Genomic DNA, 21,734 nt, shown 5'->3' on the forward strand with positions numbered 1-21,734 from the left:
CAAGTTCAAGCCACTATCGGTGGTTTTCGAGCTGGTCGCGCGCCAGGAAATGGCTATTTGCGCTGTTGCTGAGGCGTAACCCCGAGTTAGATCAGGCGATCGCCCCCACCGCTCTACCGCCTCGGCATGGATGTTGGCCGTGCCGAGCTGACCGCCACCGTGGGTATAGCTGGTGCCACCTCCAGTGTTGTCGACAGCGACGCTGAAAAAGAGCGGTAAAAACGTCTCACGGCAGACTGGCTTTGGCATTAAATTTTTACCGCTAGGCGGCCTTGGCCTCGGCCTCTAGAGCCGCAATGTAGCCGTCGATCGAATGGTCATTAAAACGGCGGCTGAGCACTTGCCAGGTCCAGCGAGAGCCGAGCTGAATGGCTTCATCGACATGGTCAAAGCCCTGCCAGGTGCGGGGAGTACGGGTGACAATATCCCAACCGTAGATAAAGCGGTAGCTGTTGGGAATGCGGCCATTGTAGGACTCGACCATGGCTCGGTTGCCAACCCGGGGAGCGCCAAAGGTGTAGACCTCAAAGCTGAGGTCGCGCTTTTTGCCCAGGTTGTACTGGATATCGAGGGCGGCGACGGTGGCAAGAGCGCCCCCCAAACTGTGGCCAGTAACAATTACATGCTGGCCCTCAAACTTGTCCATCGCCTCTAGCAACGACTTGCGCACGGCAAAATAGGCCGACATAAACCCCTGGTGAAACTTCACCTCTGAATTGCCGTCGCTGTAGGGGTAAATTTGCTGGCGAAACTGAAAGTTGTTGATCCAGTCGATGGACTTGTCGGAGCCGCGAAAGACAATGTAGAGGCGATCGCTGTTGAGCTGGTTTAGAATCGCCACCTGGGTATCGGTAAACCCATTGTCCTGGCTTTCAACAAACACTGGATCAATGTCGGGATAGGCCGAAAACCGCAGGCCGGTAAAATCGCGATAGATCTCCTGACACAGTCGGACGCATTTAAGGGCAAGGGCATAATCTACCACTGAATCTTTCTCCTGTTTTGAAGAACCTAGGGTGCAGATACCGCCCACCAGGCCAGGGCGTAGGGCTGGGTGGGTTCACTGTGTACCTGCCGCTGAGCAATAACTCTCAGTTTGTAGCGTCCGGTGGCCGGAATTTGATAAAAAATGTGTTCAACGCTGTCGACCTCGCTTACCGACGACCACACACTTTGGGAAATGTCGTCGCTATCGGCGGGCATGAGGTAGAGGTTGAGGTCGTTGAGCCCCTGATCGGTAAAGCTCTCACCGCGATCGTAGAGACCGTTTTGGTTGGCATCGGCCAGGGCGACGACCCGCTCCCAGGCCAGGGTCGCCGACAGAAAGCTTCCCCCCTGCAAAGGCGTCTCAAAGGCGTAGTCGTGCACGGTTGCCCCAGCAGAAGGCGCAAGTTCGGTGATGTTCCAGCCAACGACAGGCGCGGCCCGATCGGGGCCAAAGGCACCGGGCAGGAGCTGCTGGTAGGCGCGATAGGCGTTTAGGTGCCCGGTGCCCAGGTCTTTGTGAAGCGGAATTTTGGGGTCTTGGTAGGCATCAGACTCTAACCAGGAGCGGCCCGCGTTGTCGAGCAAAGTGCGGGTCATGCCCAGGCGCAGGCCATCGCCCGTGTCTTTGACTTTGTCGGCTGAGTTGAGCAGCACCGCCTTCATTACCATAGGGTGGCGGCCCGCCAGCGGCCAGTGGGGTGCTCCGGCCCGAAACTGGCGATCGACTAGCTGCTGCATCAGGGCAATGGTGCCCGCCACGTGGGGCGAGGCAAAGCTGCTGCCGCTAGAGGTTCTGAMCCGCCCGTCGGGGTCAATTAGCTCGATGCCGCTGCCGGGGGCCACAATGCTAATCGATCGCCGGGGGCCAACGTTGGTCTCGAGGGGTGCTCCCTGGCGGGTGGCTATAGCGGGCTCGCTGCCCAAATTTGAGGAGTCAATGCGGTTAAACTCGCCGTTGACCTGGCGCGAGTAGGCGACGTTGAGCCCGTTGAAGTTGTCGGTGGGAATGGGAATGCCGCCGCGCCCCTGGTTGCCGGCAATTACGTACAGGGTCTCATGCGCGCGCGCCGACCAGTCAATGCACTGGGTCAGCAGGGCGTTGCCGTCGAGCACTGGGCTGGGGCGGGGGTCGCGGGTAAGGGGCTCGCCAAAGCTAAAGTTGATGGCGCGTACGTCGCCACCGTTTTCGAGCGCGATCGCCTGGGCCGCCAGACATTCTTCGGGCTGGGCACTGGTATCGCCCAGCGGCCCCACGGCTCCCGAGTAGAGCAGCGCCTCGGGGGCCACTCCGGTACGCTGCTTATCCTGGCTGATCATGACGCTGGCGACGTTGGCGGCATGGCCATCGACGTATTCGTTGGGGTTAGCGATGCCGTCGAGCAGCAGCACCCGGCGTACGGTGACGGGCAGGTTTTCGGTTGCCACTTTATCGATGCCAAACCGGCTGGGGCGACCAATTTCGACCTGGCCAATGGCAATTTTTGCGCCGGTCAGGTTGTAGGGCGGGGCGTGCAGTCGCCGGGCATCGATACCCTGGGGGCCGACCGACTCGGTCAGGGCCAGTACGGGCAGGGCCAGGGGTACTAGACCGCCTATTCCAGCTGCCCATAGCAGGGCTTTGGCAACGGGCTTTTGTCTGAGGCAGGGCCTCAACCACTGCCCCTTGAAGCTGTGTGGCCCCTGCCCCCCGCGCCGCTTAGCCATAATCGAAATCCTGTGTGAGTGAGCTATTCCTTTGGCAAACTCTATCGCAAAGGCCCTGACCCCGGCATCAAATTTTTGGATCTCTCAACGTTGCGGTGGTTCAGCCCAGGGGCGATGAATGGGACTCTGTAGACTCTGAGGTAGGCCGGTCTGTTAGTGGCGAACCCGTGACCTGAGGGGCAATGGCCCTGGCTTTGACCTGGGCGCGGATGAGCAGCCGCACCAGCCGGAGGGCCTGGTGGCGGTAGAGGGGCACCGGCAGCAGGCCCGGTAGCTGGGCCATAAACTCGCGGGCGGCCCCCAAGGGGTAGCCCGCGACGCGGGCAACTTCGGCGGCCCCGTCAAACAGGGCATTGGCGGTGAAGGTTTTTTCGAGGTGAACGTGCCAGTCTTGGGGAGCCAGATGGCACTGCTCGATGCGGCGCAGGCCGCCGATGGTGGCCAGTACCACCAGGCGATCGCCCGGCTGCAGGCGAGCATCTTCGGAGGGCATAATTTTGCCCGGCTGGCCCTGGTGCTGGTGCCACAGCGGGACAACGCCATAGCCGTAGGCCACCTCCGACAGCAATCTGCCGGTCAGGGAGTCCCCGGTTTCAAGCTCGTACTGGGTGACCAGCACCGTCTGGTCGTAGAGCCGAAACAGACCAATGACATGTTCGCCAAAGGCTGCCCCGGCAAAGGCTTCGGCCGACAGCGCTGAGGAACACAGCACCTGGGCAAAGGGAAAAATCTGGGCGACGCGATCGGTAAACTGCTGGTCGTAGGTGCGAATAATGGCGCGGCAGTGGGGGTTAAGCCGGTGGGCCAGCAGCCCCATTTCCAGATTTTGAATTTCGTCTTCGCTGACGGCTATTACGCTCTTGGCGGTAGTTAGGTTGGCCTTGGCTAGGGCAGCGGTGACATCGCCCGTCAGCAGCGGAATTTTGGGCAGTACGTCGGCATCGGGGGCCTGGGGGGCAATGCCGACCACAGGCTGCTCCAGTTCCTGCAGCATGGCGAGCACCTGGCGGCCGACCCGGCCCAGCCAGATCACCACGACGTGGTCTTTTTCAGGGACTGGCGGGCGGCGTTCTCGAAACTCAAACCGCAGGGTGAGCAGCTTTTCGGTGAGAAGGGCGTAGAGCACTCCCACAAAGGCGGCCCCGGCTACGGTGAGCAGTACCCCAAAAGCCTGCACCAGGCGCGGGTGGTTAAAGTCTTCCAGGGCCTCAAACACGTCGCCATACCCCCCAAACAGGGTAATGAAGGTGTATAAAAATGCCTGAAACGTGGAGATGTCCGCAGCCGCGTTGCTGTCGAACAGCAGGGTGCCTACCAGGCAAAGGGCAACCACCGTTACCCCGCAGATAATGGCGACCCGCCGCAGCTGCTGCTCGGCCCCGGTCTGCCAAAGGCTGAGCAGGGATTGCTTTAGGGTGGGCCAGTCGCGCAGACGAGCGATCGCCTGGCCAATGCCTTTCCAGGCCCCCGGTCGCACGGGCACGTCGCTGTAGAGGGCGCGCAGCTCGGTGTTGCAGTCGACCATGACGACCTCATCGCCAGCCCGCAGCAGGGTGTCGGGGAGCCAGGTATAAAACAGCGTTGAAGGGCTTTCGGCCACCGCCTCCGGATCGGGCTCGGCGGCGGTATGGCACAGCACCCGACGACGGCTGTTGTCGAGTTCATGAATCTGGCGGCGATCGCACCAGGGCTGGCCTGACTCTAGCCGCTGCTTCACCACCTGAAACCGATGGCCATCCAGGCTAAAGTAGCCGATCAGCTCTTCGCCAAAGGCCCCCAACGCAAAGGCCGGGGCGGCGAGCTGGGTGGGCTCAAAGGCGACAAAGTCTTGCAGCTGCTGCCCCATCAGCTCATTCAGGTTTTGCTTGTCAGAGCGCATGACTAGCCGCACCCTGGGGTTGAGCACCCGCGCCGTCAGCGCCGCCTCCAGGTTGACCCGCTCGTCCTGGGTGACCAGCAGCACCGCCCGACACTGGCGAATGCCCGCCTGCTCCAGTACCGCCGCCGACCGACAGTCGCCAATCTCCAGGTGGTCAATTAAATCCCGCAGCTGGGGCATTTCCCACTGGTCGGGCGGAACGTTGTTAATGGCGTGTACCGGCACCCCAAAACTCTTGAGGTTAGCCACGCAGTTTTGGCCCAAGCTGCCCAGCCCACACACTAAAAACCCATCGTTCGCGGGTGGAATAGCTCGCTTTTCGGGTGGAGGGGCCGCAGATACCATGCCGATCAAGAAGGGGCGATGCCCAAAGGGTTAAGGGTATAGGGTCTAAGGTACAGGGTTTTGAGGGAACCTCCGACCTCCGTACCCTTATCCCTACACCCCAAGCCGCTGCAAACGATACAGGCTGGAATACAGCCCTTCTTGGGCCAGCAGCTCGTCGTGGCTGCCCTGCTCGACCAGTTCGCCGTGCTTGAGCACCAAAATGCGATCGACATTGCGAATAGTCGACAGGCGGTGGGCAATAATAATTGCCGTGCGCCCCTCCAGCAGCCGCTCCAACGCCTCCTGAATCATCGCCTCAGTACCCACGTCCAGGTTGGCGGTGGCTTCATCCAGCACCAAAATTCCCGGATCGCGAATGGCGGCACGGGCAAAGGCCAACAGCTGCTTCTGCCCGCCCGAGAGGTTGGTGCCCCGCTCGCGCAGCTCGGTGTTGTAACCCTGGGGCAGCTGCTCGATCAGGTCGTGAATGTTGGTCTTTTGGGCCGCTTCCACCACGGCCTCTAACGGATAGTCTTCGCCCAGGGTGATGTTGCCTTTGACATCGCCCGCAAACAAAAACCCGTCCTGCAAAATCACCGCCATCCGCCGCCGCAGTTCTGCCTGGGGCAGGTCGCGAATATCTACCCCATCCAGCAAAATTGCGCCCTGGTTGATGTCGTAGAGGCGACACAGCAGGCGAATAATTGAGCTTTTGCCCGCCCCCGTTGGCCCCACCAGCGCTACCTTCTCGCCGGGGCGAATGGTGAAGGTGAGGTCTTTGAGCACATATTCATCGGCCTTGTAGCCAAAGGTGACGTGGTCGAAGCAGATTTCAGAGGGTTTTGAGGATGAGGGGGAGTGGGTGGATGGTGGTCCCTGAGCGGAGCCGAAGGGGGTGGGTAGGTGAGTGGGTGAGTGTATGGGTGAGTGGGTGGGTGGGTAGGTGGTGGGGAAGGGGGCTGAGCGATCGTTCGCTTCGGGCTGGCTGTCTACCAGGGGTGGCGCAGCCTGGGCAGCTGCCAGAGCCGCTGCGTATGCGCCCCCTGTCATGACGCCGTCGCCGCTGCCTCCTTCACGCCCCATTAGCTCACCTTCCCCACCTTCTCCCTGCTGCTCTGGGTCGCGAATTTCGACTGGGACGTTGAACAGGTCGGTAATGCGCTCTACCGCCGTCAGCCCGGCCTGGATGGCGGTGAATTTGTCGGCAAACTGGCGCAGGGGGTCGAAGAGTCGCTGGGCAAACAGAATGAAGCTTGCCAGCACGCCAAAGGTGAGGGCCTCTCGCAGCACCAGCAGACCGCCGAGCCAGAGCACGCCACCGATCGCAACCAGCGAAATCCACTCCAGCGTGGACGATACGGCGGAGTCGTAGAAAATGGTCTTGTCGACGGCGGTGATGTACTTTTTGTTGGTGTAGCGAAACCCTTCGGCGTTGTAGCGCTCGCGGCGAAACAGCTGCACTACGTTGATACCGGCTACGTTTTCCTGCAGGGTGGCATTTAGCTCAGACAGATACTCGCGGGCTTTGTAGTTGGCCTTGCGATACTGCTGCTGAAAGTAAATGATCAGCCAGGTGACGGGCAGCAGCAGGGCCAGCAGCATGAGGGCCAGCTGCCACTGCATGGTAAACATCACCACCAGCAGCACCAGCATCGACACAATGTCGGTAATGATGCCCACGGCCCCCGTGGAGAAGACATCGCCCAGAGCATCGACATCGCTGGTAATGCGGGTGATCAGTTTGCCGACCGGGGTGCGGTCAAAGAAGCGAACTGCCAATGCGGTGACGTGGGTAAACAGGTCGGTGCGAATATCGGCGGTGATGCGCTGCCCCACCGCCTGCACCAGGTAGCTTTGCAAGCCATCTAGCAGCAGCCGAATGACAACGGTGACCACCAGCAGCCCTACCAGCAAGTTTAGCCCGCCCTGCAGGGTGCGGCCCTCTAAAAACGCCATTACCGGCTCCTGGCGAATCAGGGAAATGGCTTGACCAATCAGCACGGGTTGGATGGCGTTAGACAACGACAGGGGCACCAGCAAGACCAGCGGCAGCACCAGGGCACCGCGGTGCTTGTAGATGTAGGGCCACATGCGCATAAACAGCCGCCAGTCGCTGTCGGGGCGGCGGGAGATGTCGTCGCTGGGGAGGGTGGGGGTAGCGGTCATGGGAGTTTTGGCCTGACTGGGGCAGTCTTCAGTTTAGGCGTGAACCGGGGCAGACGGGTAAGGGGGCACTGTTCTCGGCTCTGCTTTGAACTGGGGTCGCCATCTGGGGCACAGCCGTTTCAACTGCCCCACCCGATGGCTCATCCCCTCATCTCCCGACCTCCTCACCCCCTCACCCACGCTTGCCTAATTGCCGCAGCTCAGCACGGTGGCATCAGGGTTCTCCTGGGTGGCTTGCTGCATTTGAGCAGGGTTTGAGCGGCCGTAGGTGCTGAGGGCCTGCACCTGTTCTGGGGATGGTACGGTTGCGGCAACTTCCTGACCCAGGTCGCTGACGTAGATCACCTGGTCGATGGTGATTTCTCGTTGTTCCTGCTGAGCATAGAGGCTGGCGTAGCGATCGCTGACCCGCTGCTGCCACTGGGCCGGGGCGCAGTAGCTGCGATCGATAACGACCGTTACTTTGGGGCTGGCGAGCAGCTGGCGCAGCCCCAGACCCAGGGCGACAAAGGCAATCCAGCCCAGGCCCAGGGTATAGATCAATCGGCGGGTTGGGTTGCGCATGGGACGGGCAGAGAACCTGTGAGGAGGGGGTAGGGAGAGTTCAAAATTCAAAGCTGCCTGTTTTGCATTTTGAACTTTGAATTCTGTTCTGCATTTTGCATTCTAAAGATTCACCTGGAACAGATCCTTAAATAGGGTTTGCACGTTAGCGGGGGTGCCCTGCTGCACGGTGGACTCGCGCAGGGCGGCGATCGCCTGTAGTTCGCCCTGGTCTACCTCGCCGTAGGCGATCGGGTAAAAGCGCACATCGCTGTAGGCCAAAATGTCTTGAACAGCGTCGAAGGTGTAGCCCCGGTTGACTTCGCCATCGCTGAGCAGCAGCAGGTAGTAGCGCCCGGTGGGGTCTTTTTCTTTTTGAGCCAGCAGATCGGCGAGGCCCACCATGGCCCCGTCGTACATGGCGGTGGCCCCATCGGCCTGCAGGCTGTCTACGGTGGCCAAAAACTTTTGGTGCTGTAGCTCGTCAAAGGGGGCCAGGGGCAGGCGGCGGGTGGGGGCATCGGCAAAGGTGACAATGCTGACGTAGTTGCCGGAGTTAATTTGTCCGGCGGCCACCCGCAGGCCGTCTTTGAGCGCCTGCATCCGCTCCCCTTCCATAGAGCCGCTGGTGTCGATTACCAGGGCCATATGGACGGTGCGGCCACCGTCTTTGCGCAGCTTCCAGTTAGACTGAGCCGCCAGCAGGGTTTCGCCATTGGGGAAGGGGGGCACCTGGTTGGCCTTGAGGTAGTCGGTTTCGACAAACCCCTGCTGCTGGGCCAGGGCCTGCATTTCGGCGGAGCGGGCAAAGGTGGCAAAGCGCTGCAGGGCCTGCTGCTGCTGGGGAGTGTTCCAATCAAAGCCAACTAGGGGGTTGTTGTGGGGCACACCAAAGGGCACAAACTCGGTGTCGCTAAAGCCGGGCACCTCGCGCAGGGCCAGGTAGTTTTGGTACTCCAAGGGGAAGGCCTGCAGGTTGCTCTGGTCGCGCAGAAAGAGTTCTTGCAGATCGAGGGTGGTCGGCGTTGTAATCAGCACCTGCTGCTGAAACTGGTCGAATACGGAATTGACCTGGGGGGTTTGCAGCTCGGCCACGGTGAGTGGGCCGCCGTTGTCTTGGTGCCCGGCTGCTCGCCAGTACAGCGTGTAGAGCAGGTTGAGCGCGGTGGAGCTGCTGTAGGGGTTGGGGTAGGCGACGGTGACCTGACCGGAGGCGATCGCATTTAGCAGGCGGTCAAAGCTGACGGTGCCATTCTCGGCGCTATTGGCGGCCAGGCTGTCGTAGACGGGCTTGGGCAGCACCCACCCGGCGGTGTTGGGCACCAGGCGATCGGCGACGGGCACGGTAGGCACACCCTGGCTCTGCACCATCGCCACCCACAGATCGTTGGAGGGGCTATAGCCAGCGGGCTGCACGGCTTTTGCCCCCAGCAGCCGCGCGGCGGTACCCGAGGCCACCTGACGCACCCCCACCTGAATCACTTCCCCCGAGGGCAGGGTTTCCTGGCGCTGGTTAAAGGCCTCGGCCACCTCTACCAGCCAGCGCTCGTTTTGGCGGCTAGCGTTGGCCTTTTCAGAGGAGCTGTAGATTTCGATGTAGGCGGTGTTATTGCCACCCGGCTGAGCGCCGTAGAGCGGAAACGTGCTGACATCGGGCAGCGGATCTTCGATCTGGTCAATGGTGTAGCGGCTGGCCACCGCATCGGCCACAAGGTCTTCTCCGACGCTGATGCGGGGCAGCACCGACTGTTCTAGAGCCTGGCGCGCCTCCTCCACCGAGCTGACCTGGGGTACGTCTCCCGTCAGCTGACCGGGGGTACAGTTCCACAACAGCACGGCGCAGAGGCCGATGAGGAAGGGGAGGAGGGGGAGGCGGCGCATGGTGTTGTGGGGTGGGAGAGTGGGCGGGTGGATGGGTGGGAGAGTGGGCGGTGAGGAGTGGGGGGGGTGGGGTTAGGGGGGATTTTGGTTGTTTTGGAGGATGGYTTTGTTGGCGTCGACGAGAGTTTGCAGGCGGTGGGGCAGGGTGTTGTCGCCAGCGGTGTCGAGGCTGGAGAGGGCGGTTTGGTCCTGTAGCTGTTGCAGCTGGGAGTGAGTGGCTGCCAGGCGATCGCAGCTAGCGTCTAGCCGCTGCTGGGCCATCTGCTGGTAGGCGGGGGTTTCGATCTGGTCGAGCACCGCCAGCCCGTCGGCTACCTGGCCGGAGAGGTCGAGCACGGTGTGCATCGCTTCGAGCAGTTCGACCTGGAGCAGCGGGTCGCGGCTGTAGATGCGGGCGGCGAACTGCTGAGATTCGGTGGCCCAAGCCTGCACCTGCCGCCAGGTGTTTTGCGACTTTGAGGGCACTCGCTGCTCCAGGGTGCCCAGCTGGGCGGCAAAGATTTGGGCATCGAGCAGGTCGCTACTGTTCGCTGCTGCTGAGCTGGGCCGAAACCCAGCTGCCCAGCTGCTGACCATGGCTGCGGCTATTCCAGACCCGGCCAAAACGGCCAGGGGCTTTGGCCCCGCCAGCAGCATAAGTAGGGCATAGCCCAGGGCAGTTCCCCCCAGCAGCACATAGGTTTGGGGCTGGCTCCAGAAGGTCGATCGGCGCGTGGCCATAGCTTGGCAACTATCTCTCTAGAAATTCTCTTTAGCAACACTGTCTGGGGCAATACTGTCTGGCGCTAAGCTGCCTAGGGCACGGTTAGGGTGCTGCCCAGGGCGTTAATGGCGTCAGCGACCTGGGCTTCGCCTGCGCTGGTGGCGGCCACCATCAGCAAGAACACCTGGGCATCGCGCTGGCGGGCAAAGATTTTGCCGGTAATGGGCTGGGGCGGTGCCGCACCCTGGCTCAGCCGCCCAGACCAGTTGACCCGCACTCCGCCGCCCGCAATGGGCTGCACATCGCCTGCTACAAAGCCTTCCCCAGCGCCAAAGGTGCTCTCGGCAGCCGCTACCATAGCGGCCTCGGGGGAACTATTCGCTAGCAGAGGGGCAACTGCTACGGTATAGGCCAAGCTGCCGTCAGCGGCCTGAAACAGGGGGGTAGCCCCCACCGTGCTAACGCTGTAGCCGTCTAAAATGCCAATTTGAAACCTGCCCTGGGGGTCTTCAAAGCTGCCGCTGACCATGGGCAGAGCGGGGGCCAGGGCCGGGGGTGGCGCATTGCCCTGGGCTAGGGCGCGGCTGTCTAGGGTCGAGCCTGATTGACTGAGGCCAAAACTAATCACTAGGGCCAAAATGGCTAAGAACAGTAGCCCCAAACGCTGCGTCAGCCGTCCCATGGTAGTTTTCTCAGGATGATCATCGCTAAGCATAGCAATCGCTTTAGGGGCCTGCATCGCCCTGGTATAGAAGTTAACGGATGCCCTGCCCCTGAGTCAGAGGAGATTCAGCAGCGATTTTAGAAATGACTGAATGGATGCTTTAGTTTTCTCTGTTCGCCATTCATAAATCTTTGTGTGGTTTGTATAATTCTTTTCACAATATTTTCTAGTTTGCAAAAATGCTTGACAACGCTGTTTTAAGCAGCTTGAGTTGTTCGCATCCACAAATATAAAGACTTCAGAAAATCCCGTGTGTTGCTGTTAGAAATGGGTTTATTCTTGGGCGCAACAGTCTTGAGAGCAACGGCTGTTTAAACCGATTCCCTGTTGACGGTGGTCAAATAATTTTTAGGCAGGAGCGAAAAAAGCTCGCTGGAGATCTGTGGCGTTGAGTGCTGCCAATCCGACCCCTGGAACTCCACTAAATTGCCGTTTAAAGCATTGTCAGGTTTTTCTTGGAGACTAAATAGCTGATGCCAGAGGTTATTTTGCCGGGCACCTATATTGAGGTGCGAGACGAGGGCTTAATCAGTGCGGGGCGTATTTCTACCGGCAATATAGGCGTTGTCGGTACCGCTGCTCAGGGTACTGAGTTTGCCCCTGAATTGATTAGTAGTTTAAGCGAGGCCCGCGAAAAGTTTGGGGCCGCAAATGCCCAGACAACTCTGGTGCGATCGCTCGAATTGATCTACCAAAATGGTGGCAAGACGGTCTATGCGGTGTCTACTGGTTTGAGCAGCCGGTACGAGTTCAAGAAAACCCGCGACGGTCAGGAGGCGATCGCGCTGGCGGTGCAGGCTCAAAAGCCCGGCAAAGCGGGAGACTCTATCACCGTAACCGTGAGCGCGGGTGCCCCAGATGTCGATACCCGAATGGTGACTTTTAAAACTGCGACTGCCACAGAGACCTATCCAGTTCGCACTCTGGGTGAATTAGCTAAGCTCATCGCCGACAAATCGGAGCTGGTGCAGGTCGTCAGGCTTGACCCCGGGCTACAGCATGAGCACCCCAACAACATTTCCAGCGGCACCTTTGCTGGCGGTAAAGATGCCGACTATGCCAAGGGGCTAGAGGCCCTGGAAAATGAAGTTGTCAACATTGTGGTGCTGGCCGGGCAAGATACCGGCACGCCTGCGATGGTGGCCGCTTTGGCCGGTCATTTGAACAAGACGGCGGGCATTAAACGCGAGCGCATCGGCGTTATGGGCATTGGCTTTGACGCCAACGGCCGTGACCCGGTGCCTGAAGATGTACCGGCTAGCGATCGCCTGATTTTGGTCTCTCCCGGCGCTGTGGTGCAGGAAAAGCCGGTTTCGGCGGGCTACATGGCGGCGGCGGTGGCGGGGGCGATCGCCGCTCTACCAGTACACACCAGCCCCACCAACAAAACCCTGGTGCTGGAGGGGCTAACCACCACCTTTAACAGCGCCACCCTAGAAAAGCTGGTGCAGCGCCGAGTGCTGGCGGTCGAAAAGCGGGATGGCTTTCGCATTGTCAAGGGCATTACCACCCACGACGGGGCCTGGCAGCAGATCACCACCCGCCGAATTGTGGACTACGCCATCTACGGGGTGCGATCGAGCTGCAACCCCTACATCGGCAAGCTCAACAACGTGCGGGTACGGGGGGCGATGAAGGCCACATTAAATGGCTTCTTGACCCGCATGGTAGAAAACGAAGCCCTGGTCGGCTACGAGCTAGAGGTTTCGGCCACCCGCGATCAGGAAATTGCGGGGGAGGCGATTGTCAGCATGACCCTCAAGCCCACCTTCAGCATCGATTTTGTCAAAGTCACCCTGTACCTCAGCTAGAGAGCCCTGACCCATGCCAAATACCAACGTGTTTCGGGGCTCCGATGCCTCCCTCGTGCTGGCTGTTGACGATAGCGAATCGGTGGAAGGGCAGCTGGCCAACAGCCTGATTGGCGAGTACGAATTTTCTAGCATTGTCGGGCGGCTGCAAAATGTGCAGGTCAAGGTTGAAAACGAGCTGCGGCCCTACCACGAAATTGGCAAGCGGTTTGCCAGCGAGCTGCGCCCCGGCAACATCAACGTGTCGGGTTTTGTGGAGCGAGCCCACGTCAACGGGGCCATGCTGCGCCTGCTGCTGGGGGATGGCTCTAGCAGCCCGCCGCCAACGGGGTCGATTCCCCAGCCGTCTTTCAACATTGTGATCAACCTCACCAATCCGGCCATTCCTGAAAACAGCAGTATTGTCACGGTGTTTGGGGTGAAGTTTGACAGCTGGAGCTTTGGCCTGCCCGAAGACGACTTCATTATGGAAGCGGCTACCTTTCGGGCGCTGCGCATCAGTACCGAGGATGTGGGGGGATAAGGGGGAGCGATGGTGATGACGATGACATCCATTGAACCACTGAGCGCCGATGAGCTGTTGGCTGGGGCTGCCCTGGTGTTTGACGTGGCGGTACCGCCCCAGGTGCTGCGACCCGGCTCCGAGGGCGATCGCCCACCAGAGCCCCTGGTGGTGCAGCTGCGCCCGCTGACCATTGGCACCTTTCAGCTGATCATGAAGGCGAGTCGGCAGGAGGCGGGGCTGATTCCGCTGCTGATGATCAAAGAGTCGCTGGTTAGACCGCAGCTATCGCTGGATCAGGTGCGGGCGATGCCCCTGGGCATGGTGAATTTTTTCATTGGTCAAATTCGCCACCTGAGCGGCCTGGAGGAAAAAAAAACATGAGGGTTCCCCCTGCTGCGCCCCTGGCCTGGATGAGCTTTCGCCTGGCCCGCGCCTTTGGCTGGACCCCTCAGCAGGTGCAGGCGCTAACCCTGGGGCAAGTCTCTATCTATCTGGCGTTTCTGGAGGAAGAAGCCAATGGATAGTTCTCCCGAAGCCCTGGCGGCCCTGGGGCGATCGCTCCAGCATGACCTTTGTACCCCGCTGGAGCGCTTGCCCTGGCCAGCCGTTGCGATCGCCGCCGATGACCTCCAGGCCCTGACCGAGCTAGGGCTAGAAGCGCAGGCGATCGCCACCTTTACCGCCGATCTCACCGACCTGTTGAGCTGGCTGAGCGAGGGTTTGTCGCTGTCGGGTGCGCCGCAACCGACCCCAGAACCGGCGGGAGAGAGCCGTGGGGCTGAACCCACCGGGCGATCGCACCCAGCCTACCCCGACGCTGCACCGCCAGAATGGGCACCGCCAGAATGGGCTGAGCCAGTTGCGGCCGCGCCACCTGCGGCAGGCCCTAAGCGGAGAGAAGCGGAGACTGGCGATCGCGCCGTAGGCACGGGCAATCCCGGCGATGGCAGTCTCGATGGCGACTCTCAAACCCTGCCGCCCCAGCCTTCTCTAGAAGGTGAGACCACTAGGCAAGTCCCCGCCTATCCGACCCTGCCCCAGTTGACTCAATCCGCTCCAGCGGTAGGGGTTCGCGCTCTGGTTGAGGCTTTGCCAACGGCGACGCTACCCCCTTCGCCAGCTGAATTTGCCCCCCCGCCTCAGACTGTTGCGCCACCGGGCTTGGCAGAGAACGGACAGGGCTTACCAAAACCTCGGGCCACTGGCGGACTGGCGGATTTAGCCAAACAACTAGAGTCCTCGGGCTGGACGGGCAGCGAGGCTGTCGCTGACGACACCCAAGCCCCGCAAACGTCAGCGATCGCACCGACAGACCCAGCTCACTCCGCTCAACCACAGCTCTTGCCCAGTGACGCAGGCCAGCCAAACCCCCTGATTTCTGAAGTCGCTCCCCAGCCCACCAGACGTGATGCGAATCAGCGCCCCCGATCGCCGGAGCAAGTCGACCCAGGAACCGCCGCAACCCCTGCTTCAGCAGACTGGCCGCAACGTTCCTCCGCTTTGCACCCGCTTGCCCTGCACCCACCCTCTGAGGAACTACAGGCACTGGCAGCCGCCATCTCGGCTAGCCCCCGTGACGCTGGGACGGCACAGCAGGATCGCCCCCGCCCTGCCCCGCCGACCTTGCCCTGGATCGCTGCCCCCGGAGCCGATTTTCTGGAGGCAGCGGCCTCAGCCGAGCCTCAGCCGGAACCGTCGTTTCCAGACCTCTCCCCAGAGCGATCGCAGCAGACGACCGATATCACCCCCCTCGATCGCCCTCTGCCCCCTCACCCACAGGATTTTTTTGCCCCGCTGCCCGCCGACCCCATGCCCACCGCCGCCGATTCCCTCCCGCCCTCCGACGCCCCTGACTTTGAGGACTTAATGAGCGCGATCGCCCACACCATCAACCGCGAGTACCACCGTTTCTACGGCCCCTAATCGGTTTCGCACAAACCCCACAGGCTGCACCCCTCACCTCTCCTAACCCCCCATCCCTCCCACTCTCCCACTTCCCCACCCACTTCCCCACCCCATGCCCATTGAGATCGCCAGCATTCAGCTCAACCGCATCCACCACCTGGCCACCCTGGAGCAGGCCCAGTGGGTCGCTCACACCGTTCCTGGGCGAGAGGGCACCGTCACCCAAGACCTGGGCCGGGCCTCGGTGCGGCTCGACATTCGCGGCATTTGCTACGGCGATCGCGCCCAGGACGACCTAGAACGACTGCGCCAGGTTTACAAGAAACGCGAAGCGGTGGATTTTTTAGCAGAAATTGTGGGGCAGGCCTACTTTAGCCGGGTAATTGTCGAGCAGTTTGAGGTGCTGCAGCGGGCCGCCGCCCCCGACGAGTATGGCTATCGCCTGATTGTGGCGGAGTTTGTGCCCCCTCAGGCCAAAGCCACCGGGGCCAGGGTCAACCAGAGCATTAACGCCAAGGCGGCGGGCTTTATGACCGCATCTCTGCTGCCCGACGCGCTGCAGATGGGGGCACTTCCCGAAATTTCAAACCCCATAGAGCCGCTGCGAACGTCTCTAGCGCCCGTGCAAGATGCCACCCAAGGCATCAAAACGGTGACCACCCAACTCCAAGCCCTGCTGGGTCTCTGACGCCGCTGCCCGAAGCTATGCGATCGCAGTGCGCTCCCTGCCTCTGAAATTGCCCTTACTTATCTGAGTTAGCTATGCCTGTACTCGCCATCACCGACGAACTCCAAAGCCTCCAGCTGGACTCTAAAAGCGCCTTTGCCGACGATCCTTTCGCCCAGGCGCAGTCTACCGTGGCGGCAAAACTGGGGAGTGCTGCAAGCTTTCGACCCGATGGGGGCAGCATTGCCGCCAGTTTTGATCGGGTGGCCCAGGCCAGCCCCAGTGCCAGCGCCATACCGCAGCCGCCCCTAGCCGTGGCTGAGCTGCAAACCCGGGTGACCGGGCGGTTAGAGCCCCTCAGTCGGCTAAATGTCGATACGCTGGCGGCCGCCATTCCGGCTGCGCCTGGGGCCGATGTGTTCAAAGGCCTAAACATCACGGCTTCGGTCAATCAGACGGTAAGTGGTTTAGGCTCGGCCATCACCGGCAACGACAATTTTGGCCAGCTCAACGTCAGCGGCTCGGGAGCGCCCATTCTGGCAGAATTTGACGAGTTTCTGCGGGGGGCGCAGGCGTTTCCGGCGCGACTGCTGGACGCGCTGCTGACGGTATTTAAAAACCTGCTCGATCGCCTGGCCCATCCAGAGCAGTGGCTAGACTCCCTCGGCACCGAGGCGCTCACCGAAATTTTTGTTGAGCAAATTCGCGGCGTGACGGCCAGCCTGCCCCCGGTGGCCATACGTCTGGGAGGAGAGGCCATTCAGACTCGGGGAGACCAGGCGATCGCCCTATCGAGCCTGCTCACAGAGCTGGAGCTGGCCCAGCTCGATCGCACCACCATTCGAGACCTTCGGCACCGGGTCAACGGCATGGTCGCCCGCCTGGATGACTGCGATCGCACCCTGGCCCAGTCCCAGGCGCGGGTCAAAGCCTTCAACCTCGAGGAGTTCAAGGCGCTGCTAGACAGCCTGCCCCAGGGCAAGGGTGGCCAAATCGACGCCCTCGCCAACCTGTTTGGCCAGGCCGAAACCTTTGTCAGCGATCTGGGCACCCGGATGGAAGCGGTGACGGCTCAAATTCAGGCGTTGATCGACCAGGTGCGTGCCTTTATCGAGCAGGCAATGGCGAAGGTGGGCGAGGTGGCCAACCAGGTGGTCGCCGCAATCGAAACCCAGTTGGCTACCGCCCAGCGGGCGCTGGAGCAGGTGCGCAGCTACTTAGACCAGGCCATTCAAACCATTCGCGGCTTTGTCGACCAGGCCTGCCAGCAGGTACAGGCGATAGTAAAGCCGGTAAAGCAGGCCTTTAACCAGGTGGCGACCACAGCGGTGAGCGGCATCGAAACCCTGTCTAAGACCGTAACCGAGCAGGTCACCACGCTCGATCGATCGATTAAAGACGTTCGCAGCACCCTGGCCACCGAGCTGAACCAGGCGGAGCTGGAGAGAAAGATTCGCGACCTGCTCGGCAAGGTGACCCAGCTGCTCCAAGGCCCCGAGGTAGAATCGGCCATCGACACCGCCAACCAGGGCATCGACCAGATGATTGTGGCCCTGGAAAAGGTTTCCCTCAAACCCCCCTTTGAAACGGCGGTGACCAAAACCAAAACCCTGGAGAGCGATCTGCGGGGGATGAATGTGGCGACCATGGGCACCGCTCAGAAGGCGGCCCTCAAGGTTGGGGTGAAAATTTTGCAGCAGGTGGATGTGCCGGGAGTAGTCAACCCCGAGCTGACCGCCGCCTTTGACGATGTGCTAAACCCCGTGGTCAACATCGTGAACCGGGTGCAGGCCGAGGTCAACCAGGTCACCGACCAGGTCAAAACCTTTCAGCCCGGCACCCTGCTCGAGGAGTTTTTGCGCCCCTATATCGACACCTTTGTGGCCCAGCTCAACGACTACCGGCCTTCTAAACTGCTGCAGCCTGTTAAAGATCTGTATCAAGACTTGCTCAACAAGCTGACGGTGCTGGACCCCGAACAGCTTCTAACCCTGCTAGAAAACCTGTACCAAACCCTGCTAGGGGTTTTGAAGGCCCTGTCTCCCCAAGGGCTAACCGAGTTTTTGAAGGCTCAACTTCAGAAAATTACCGATGTCCTCGACAATTTGCCGGTCAAAGAGCTGGTTAACCGCATCACTGCCGCGCTCATCGATGTGGAGAAGCTTTTTGCTGGTCTGGGCCTAGACGAGGTGCTAAACGCCAAGTTCTGGCGCACCCTGGCCGATGTTTTGTCGCTCAACCTACAGCAGCAAATTGGTCAGCTCAACACGGTGAAAGCCGAAATTACCCGCCGGGTGGGTCAGGTCAGTGACGACACGCTAGCGGCTGAACTGATGCGGCTCCGCAGTGCGATCGCCACCTTTGCAGAAAGCCCCGCCGCCGACTACCAAACGGCCCAAGATGCCCTCACCACCGCCTGGGATAGCCACCAGCGATCGCTGGCCGCCCTGGCAACCCCCTGGCAAACGGCGATGTCTGCCCTCGACGCTTTTACCCCCGGCCCAGAATTTCAGCTCGACTACGCCGACTTGAAGGAGCGGCTGGTGGCCCTGCACCAGCGCCTGACCCAGGCCGAGGTACCGTACACCGCGCTCCACGATGCCGCCGCGCTGGGCGCAGGTAGCTCCCAAAGTAGCGACGCCAAACGTTTGCGCCCCACCAAAAAGCTGCTCCAGGAGATCGATATCCTCGCGGCCATTGCCACTCGGGACGACGCCCAAATCATCGCCGCGTTTAAGCAGGTCATCCCCCAGGAGCTAGACGATCAGCTGATTGGGCCAGTGCGGCGCATTCTCACCCGTTTAGACACCATGCTGGCCCAGCCCCGCAAAATTCTTTCCGGCATTGAAGCGGTGATCAAAGACCTGATCGGGCTGCCGGCCAAACTGACCACCCTGATGACAGATCTGGCCTTTGACATTGGCGATCAGATCCGCAGGGGAATCGCCATGCTGAGCAGCGCCCTCAAAGGCTTTAACGTCGATTTTCTCAACGACCTGCACCGCCAGATCGTCGATCAGATGGCGGCCCTGCGGCCCGCCTACCTGCTGAACGCCTTCTACGACCTCAGCGACTTTGAGAACGGCAGTCTCAGCACCCTGCTGACCAGGCTGCGATCGCCCAGCCCCGACCCCGTCTCGCGCCTTTGGCTCGATCGGCTCAGCGAGAGCCAGCGCAACCTGCTGCTGGCCAGCGACGGCCCCCAGACCCAGACGATCGTAATTCAGACCTTTAACCAGCTCCTCGACGATCCCAACCTCTACAGTACAGAGCGCTTTCAGGGCATCACCCTAACCCCCGCCGCCACCGGCCTGCTCGCCCGCCGCGCCGCCCTCGAACCCAGCGAGCGGCTGCGGCTCAACCGCCTGCTGCTGGAGGCCGCTTACCCCAAAGCCCTGGTGCTCAGCATGCAGTCCCTCTTTCCTTTCTTTTTGGCCACCCTCGAGAAGCTCTACCCCGACAGCTTGATCCAGTCCCTCGACGCCCTGCATCAGGAGATTCTTCAGGTGGTGCGCGATCTGCCCACCACCCTGGCCAAAGCCCTCAACGCTGAATACGACGAGGTGATGAAGGTATTTAAGCGGGTCATTCAAGACCCGATCGCCAAGATCTTCGCCGCCCTGATCGCCCGCCTGCGCGGCCTGCAAAGCGAACTCGGCATCGGCCTCGAAGACATCAGCAGCGCCTACAACCGCCTTCTGGCTGCCGTGCCCGTCTAGCCCATATCAAACCACAGACCAATGCTCCTCTAACTCCTTCCATGCCCCCCATCACCTACCACCTCACCCTCGGCGGCACCAAAATCACCCCTACCAGCACCGCCGCCCTGGTTAGCCTAGACACAGAGGCGGCGCTGTCGGTGCCGGTAAACCGCTGTCGCCTAACCCTGGCCCACCCGCCCGCGCTGGCCCTGGGCGATGCCGTGGAGATCAAGCTGGGCCACGGCAGTGCGCCCGAGTCGGTATTCAAAGGAGAAGTGGCCTACCTGACCCAGGGGTTTGAGGGGCTGCACCTTGAGGCCGTGAGCACCCTGCAAACGCTGACCACGGCCCGCCTCAACCTGCTGTTTGAAAAATCTACCGCCAAGGACATCGTGCAGGATGTGGCGAAGCGGTTTAAGGTGACAGTCGGCAAGGCCGAGGCCGGCCTTAAGTTTCCGGTCTACGCCCTGGGCGATCAAACCCCGGCCTACGGGCATTTGCGCCACCTGGCCGACCAGTGCGGCTTTGACCTCTACGGCGATCGCGCCGATCGGCTGGTCTTTGCCCCCTACGCCCCCAGCCAAACCCACGCCTTTACCTACGGCGACGATATTCTGGCCTACGCTTGGGCCGAGGTGCCCAGCCCCATCAGCGGGGTCGACATCTACGGCGAAAGCCCCGCCAGCCAGGGCCAGGGCGACAAAGCCTACAGCTGGCTGACCAAAAAGGAGGTGAAGGGCAGCAGCGGGTCGAAAAGCGGTACCGTGCTGCAGCGGGCCGACCCGACCGCGCGCACCCAGGCGATCGCCGCCGCCATTGCCAAATCCCTGCTCACCGCCAGCGAACCCCAAAAACAGGGCTGGGTGAGGGTACTGGGGGCTCCGGCGGTGGGGCTGGGCGATCGCCTCTCGCTCGACAAGCTGCCCGTCGCCGCCCACAACGGGCGCTACAAGATCCTCAGCATCAGCCACCGCCTCAGCGCCCGGCGGGGGTTTTGCACCACCCTCCACTGGCAGGAAGAACCCTAATGGACACCATCGTCGGCGTGATGAAAAAGGTGGCGGAGCAGGAAATGCGTCGCATTTACACCACCGAACTGGGGATCGTCACCGCCATCTTTCCCCACGAGGCCGAAAACGACAAAAACAACTACCAGTGCTCGGTCAAGCTCAAGCACAAAAAACAGCCCGACGGCAGCGACTTCGAGCTGCGCCAGGTGCCCGTGGCCACCCCTCACCTGGGCTTGGCCAACATCCCCAACGTCGACGATCTGGTGCTGATTACCTTTGTCGGCGGCAACCTCAACGCCCCGATCATCATCGGTCGGCTCTACAACGATCAAGATCAGCCGCCCCTCAGCCAGGAAAAGGAATTCTTGCTGCAGCACGGGCTAGAGGCCGGGGGGAGCCTCAAGATTGACGCCGAGGGCACCCTCACCCTGACCAGCAAAGACGAAAAAAGCGTGCTCACCGTCACCGACAAAACCGTGGAGGCCACCAACGAAACCTGCACCCTCACCCTCAAAGACGGCGACATCATCGCCAAAAACCAGCAGTGCGAAGTCACCCTTAAGGGCAGCGACATCACCATCAGCAACGGCAGCTGCAAAATCACCCTGGCCGGAGGCGGCATTACCCTCGATGCCGGCAGCAGCAGCGTCACGATCAAAAGCATGGGCAGCATCAAAATTGGCGATGCCGCCACGGGCGGGGTCGAGGTCGGGGGACGCATGCCCGGCAACGCCGTGGCCGACAACGACGACATCATTCTCTCGACCCACACCCACGTGGGCAATCTGGGCGCGCCCTGCCCAATCATGGKGCMCASSKASANNNWGAKCMASKCCRKKCWRGSCANNGCKSGCNWSACCNNGKTSGRATRSAYWGSCNTGGTNRGRATCAAAGNYGMYARYMGCKRYTRKCNSCTTTGATNCYSACCANGNCYANTSYATYCSAMCNNGGTNRKYSCGNWGCYYWGSCYKGMMTGGNNYTSAWCYTSTMSSTGKGCMCCNAYGATYGGSCMRGSCSCGYMSASMYYSSCSRSGWGGGWGNWGGSTSGWGWGARKGMYGNCGNTCGYWSYYGKCCMCRSCSTKGCCSSGCMTNCRKSCCMCGMCCTCGWCCNNCNCNRCCMGNNYRRCGGCATYGCCNNNNYTGRTGNCYGNCCNCAWSMWYYWGMTCGTNANGYYGMTNCWGCMGGNRYCGNAKKGTRMTSCMGCCNCNGGCCRGGGTNA

The 21,734-nt window shown here is 61.2% G+C and carries 16 protein-coding genes and 1 pseudogene; 9 read left to right on the forward strand and 8 right to left on the reverse strand.

Translation table 11 applies throughout. The annotated features are described in order from the left end of the window. Nucleotides 1–262: 262 nt before the first annotated feature. The 8 genes from IQ265_RS15140 to IQ265_RS15175 all read right to left on the reverse strand — a co-directional run bounded on the left by IQ265_RS15140 (nucleotide 263) and on the right by IQ265_RS15175 (nucleotide 10,872). The gene (locus IQ265_RS15140; RefSeq protein WP_194055024.1) at nucleotides 263–985 is read right to left on the reverse strand and encodes a lipase family protein; all 723 of its coding nucleotides are present in this window, start codon (nucleotides 983–985) and stop codon (nucleotides 263–265) included. Between the two features lie 26 nt (nucleotides 986–1,011). Further along, nucleotides 1,012–2,691, reverse strand: coding sequence for a S8 family serine peptidase (locus IQ265_RS15145; RefSeq protein WP_194055026.1), 1,680 nt, complete (start codon nucleotides 2,689–2,691; stop codon nucleotides 1,012–1,014). 100 nt (nucleotides 2,692–2,791) lie between these two features. Continuing rightward, the gene (locus IQ265_RS15150) at nucleotides 2,792–4,915 is read right to left on the reverse strand and encodes an NAD-binding protein (RefSeq protein WP_194055028.1); all 2,124 of its coding nucleotides are present in this window, start codon (nucleotides 4,913–4,915) and stop codon (nucleotides 2,792–2,794) included. A 93-nt stretch (nucleotides 4,916–5,008) separates the two neighbouring features. Beyond that, nucleotides 5,009–7,063 (reverse strand): ABC transporter ATP-binding protein, encoded by a 2,055-nt coding sequence (locus IQ265_RS15155; RefSeq protein WP_194055030.1) that lies wholly within the window; start codon nucleotides 7,061–7,063, stop codon nucleotides 5,009–5,011. A gap of 186 nt (nucleotides 7,064–7,249) precedes the next feature. After that, nucleotides 7,250–7,627: a hypothetical protein gene (locus IQ265_RS15160; RefSeq protein WP_194055032.1), complete on the reverse strand. Its 378-nt coding sequence runs from the start codon at nucleotides 7,625–7,627 to the stop codon at nucleotides 7,250–7,252. Between the two features lie 102 nt (nucleotides 7,628–7,729). Continuing rightward, on the reverse strand, nucleotides 7,730–9,487 hold the full coding sequence (locus tag IQ265_RS15165; RefSeq protein WP_194055034.1) for a VWA domain-containing protein: 1,758 nt from the start codon (nucleotides 9,485–9,487) through the stop codon (nucleotides 7,730–7,732). A 72-nt stretch (nucleotides 9,488–9,559) separates the two neighbouring features. After that, nucleotides 9,560–10,207: a hypothetical protein gene (locus IQ265_RS15170; protein WP_194055036.1), complete on the reverse strand. Its 648-nt coding sequence runs from the start codon at nucleotides 10,205–10,207 to the stop codon at nucleotides 9,560–9,562. Nucleotides 10,208–10,281: 74 nt separating this feature from the next. Then, a complete protein-coding gene (locus IQ265_RS15175; protein ID WP_194055038.1) occupies nucleotides 10,282–10,872 on the reverse strand; it encodes a hypothetical protein in 591 nt (196 codons plus the stop codon). Nucleotides 10,873–11,387: 515 nt separating this feature from the next. On the opposite strand from IQ265_RS15175, the gene IQ265_RS15180 reads away from it, so the two are divergent. The 9 genes and pseudogenes from IQ265_RS15180 (at nucleotide 11,388) to IQ265_RS15220 (ending at nucleotide 21,433) form a co-directional block, all read left to right on the forward strand. Continuing rightward, complete coding sequence (locus tag IQ265_RS15180) at nucleotides 11,388–12,725, forward strand: phage tail sheath C-terminal domain-containing protein (RefSeq protein ID WP_194055040.1); 1,338 nt, start codon at nucleotides 11,388–11,390, stop codon at nucleotides 12,723–12,725. Nucleotides 12,726–12,738: 13 nt separating this feature from the next. After that, nucleotides 12,739–13,248 (forward strand): hypothetical protein, encoded by a 510-nt coding sequence (locus IQ265_RS15185; protein WP_194055042.1) that lies wholly within the window; start codon nucleotides 12,739–12,741, stop codon nucleotides 13,246–13,248. A 21-nt stretch (nucleotides 13,249–13,269) separates the two neighbouring features. After that, the gene (locus IQ265_RS15190; RefSeq protein WP_194055044.1) at nucleotides 13,270–13,611 is read left to right on the forward strand and encodes a hypothetical protein; all 342 of its coding nucleotides are present in this window, start codon (nucleotides 13,270–13,272) and stop codon (nucleotides 13,609–13,611) included. Continuing rightward, nucleotides 13,608–13,754: a hypothetical protein gene (locus IQ265_RS15195; RefSeq protein ID WP_194055046.1), complete on the forward strand. Its 147-nt coding sequence runs from the start codon at nucleotides 13,608–13,610 to the stop codon at nucleotides 13,752–13,754. Before IQ265_RS15190 ends, IQ265_RS15195 begins: the two co-directional genes overlap by 4 nt. Continuing rightward, nucleotides 13,747–15,153: a hypothetical protein gene (locus IQ265_RS15200; RefSeq protein WP_194055048.1), complete on the forward strand. Its 1,407-nt coding sequence runs from the start codon at nucleotides 13,747–13,749 to the stop codon at nucleotides 15,151–15,153. Before IQ265_RS15195 ends, IQ265_RS15200 begins: the two co-directional genes overlap by 8 nt. Before the next feature lie 94 nt (nucleotides 15,154–15,247). Further along, on the forward strand, nucleotides 15,248–15,823 hold the full coding sequence (locus IQ265_RS15205) for a DNA circularization N-terminal domain-containing protein (RefSeq protein WP_194055050.1): 576 nt from the start codon (nucleotides 15,248–15,250) through the stop codon (nucleotides 15,821–15,823). A gap of 74 nt (nucleotides 15,824–15,897) precedes the next feature. Next, nucleotides 15,898–19,521 (forward strand): hypothetical protein, encoded by a 3,624-nt coding sequence (locus IQ265_RS15210; protein WP_194055052.1) that lies wholly within the window; start codon nucleotides 15,898–15,900, stop codon nucleotides 19,519–19,521. A gap of 41 nt (nucleotides 19,522–19,562) precedes the next feature. Next, nucleotides 19,563–20,531, forward strand: coding sequence for a hypothetical protein (locus IQ265_RS15215; RefSeq protein WP_194055054.1), 969 nt, complete (start codon nucleotides 19,563–19,565; stop codon nucleotides 20,529–20,531). Next, nucleotides 20,531–21,433, forward strand: a pseudogene (locus IQ265_RS15220) (phage baseplate assembly protein V). Before IQ265_RS15215 ends, IQ265_RS15220 begins: the two are co-directional and overlap by 1 nt. Nucleotides 21,434–21,734 lie beyond the last annotated feature (301 nt).

It is taken from the genome of Nodosilinea sp. LEGE 06152, from assembly GCF_015207525.1.
Classification (GTDB): domain Bacteria; phylum Cyanobacteriota; class Cyanobacteriia; order Phormidesmidales; family Phormidesmidaceae; genus Nodosilinea.

Excerpts from the sequence above, each read along its gene's own strand:
- IQ265_RS15150 (WP_194055028.1), bottom strand. The coding sequence starts at position 4,915 with ATGGTATCTGCGGCCCCTCCACCCGAAAAGCGAGCTATTCCACCCGCG.
- IQ265_RS15155 (WP_194055030.1), bottom strand. The coding sequence starts at position 7,063 with ATGACCGCTACCCCCACCCTCCCCAGCGACGACATCTCCCGCCGCCCC.
- IQ265_RS15160 (WP_194055032.1), bottom strand. The coding sequence starts at position 7,627 with ATGCGCAACCCAACCCGCCGATTGATCTATACCCTGGGCCTGGGCTGG.
- IQ265_RS15165 (WP_194055034.1), bottom strand. The coding sequence starts at position 9,487 with ATGCGCCGCCTCCCCCTCCTCCCCTTCCTCATCGGCCTCTGCGCCGTG.
- IQ265_RS15175 (WP_194055038.1), bottom strand. The coding sequence starts at position 10,872 with ATGGGACGGCTGACGCAGCGTTTGGGGCTACTGTTCTTAGCCATTTTG.
- IQ265_RS15180 (WP_194055040.1), top strand. The coding sequence starts at position 11,388 with ATGCCAGAGGTTATTTTGCCGGGCACCTATATTGAGGTGCGAGACGAG.
- IQ265_RS15185 (WP_194055042.1), top strand. The coding sequence starts at position 12,739 with ATGCCAAATACCAACGTGTTTCGGGGCTCCGATGCCTCCCTCGTGCTG.
- IQ265_RS15190 (WP_194055044.1), top strand. The coding sequence starts at position 13,270 with ATGACATCCATTGAACCACTGAGCGCCGATGAGCTGTTGGCTGGGGCT.
- IQ265_RS15195 (WP_194055046.1), top strand. The coding sequence starts at position 13,608 with ATGAGGGTTCCCCCTGCTGCGCCCCTGGCCTGGATGAGCTTTCGCCTG.
- IQ265_RS15200 (WP_194055048.1), top strand. The coding sequence starts at position 13,747 with ATGGATAGTTCTCCCGAAGCCCTGGCGGCCCTGGGGCGATCGCTCCAG.
- IQ265_RS15205 (WP_194055050.1), top strand. The coding sequence starts at position 15,248 with ATGCCCATTGAGATCGCCAGCATTCAGCTCAACCGCATCCACCACCTG.
- IQ265_RS15210 (WP_194055052.1), top strand. The coding sequence starts at position 15,898 with ATGCCTGTACTCGCCATCACCGACGAACTCCAAAGCCTCCAGCTGGAC.
- IQ265_RS15215 (WP_194055054.1), top strand. The coding sequence starts at position 19,563 with ATGCCCCCCATCACCTACCACCTCACCCTCGGCGGCACCAAAATCACC.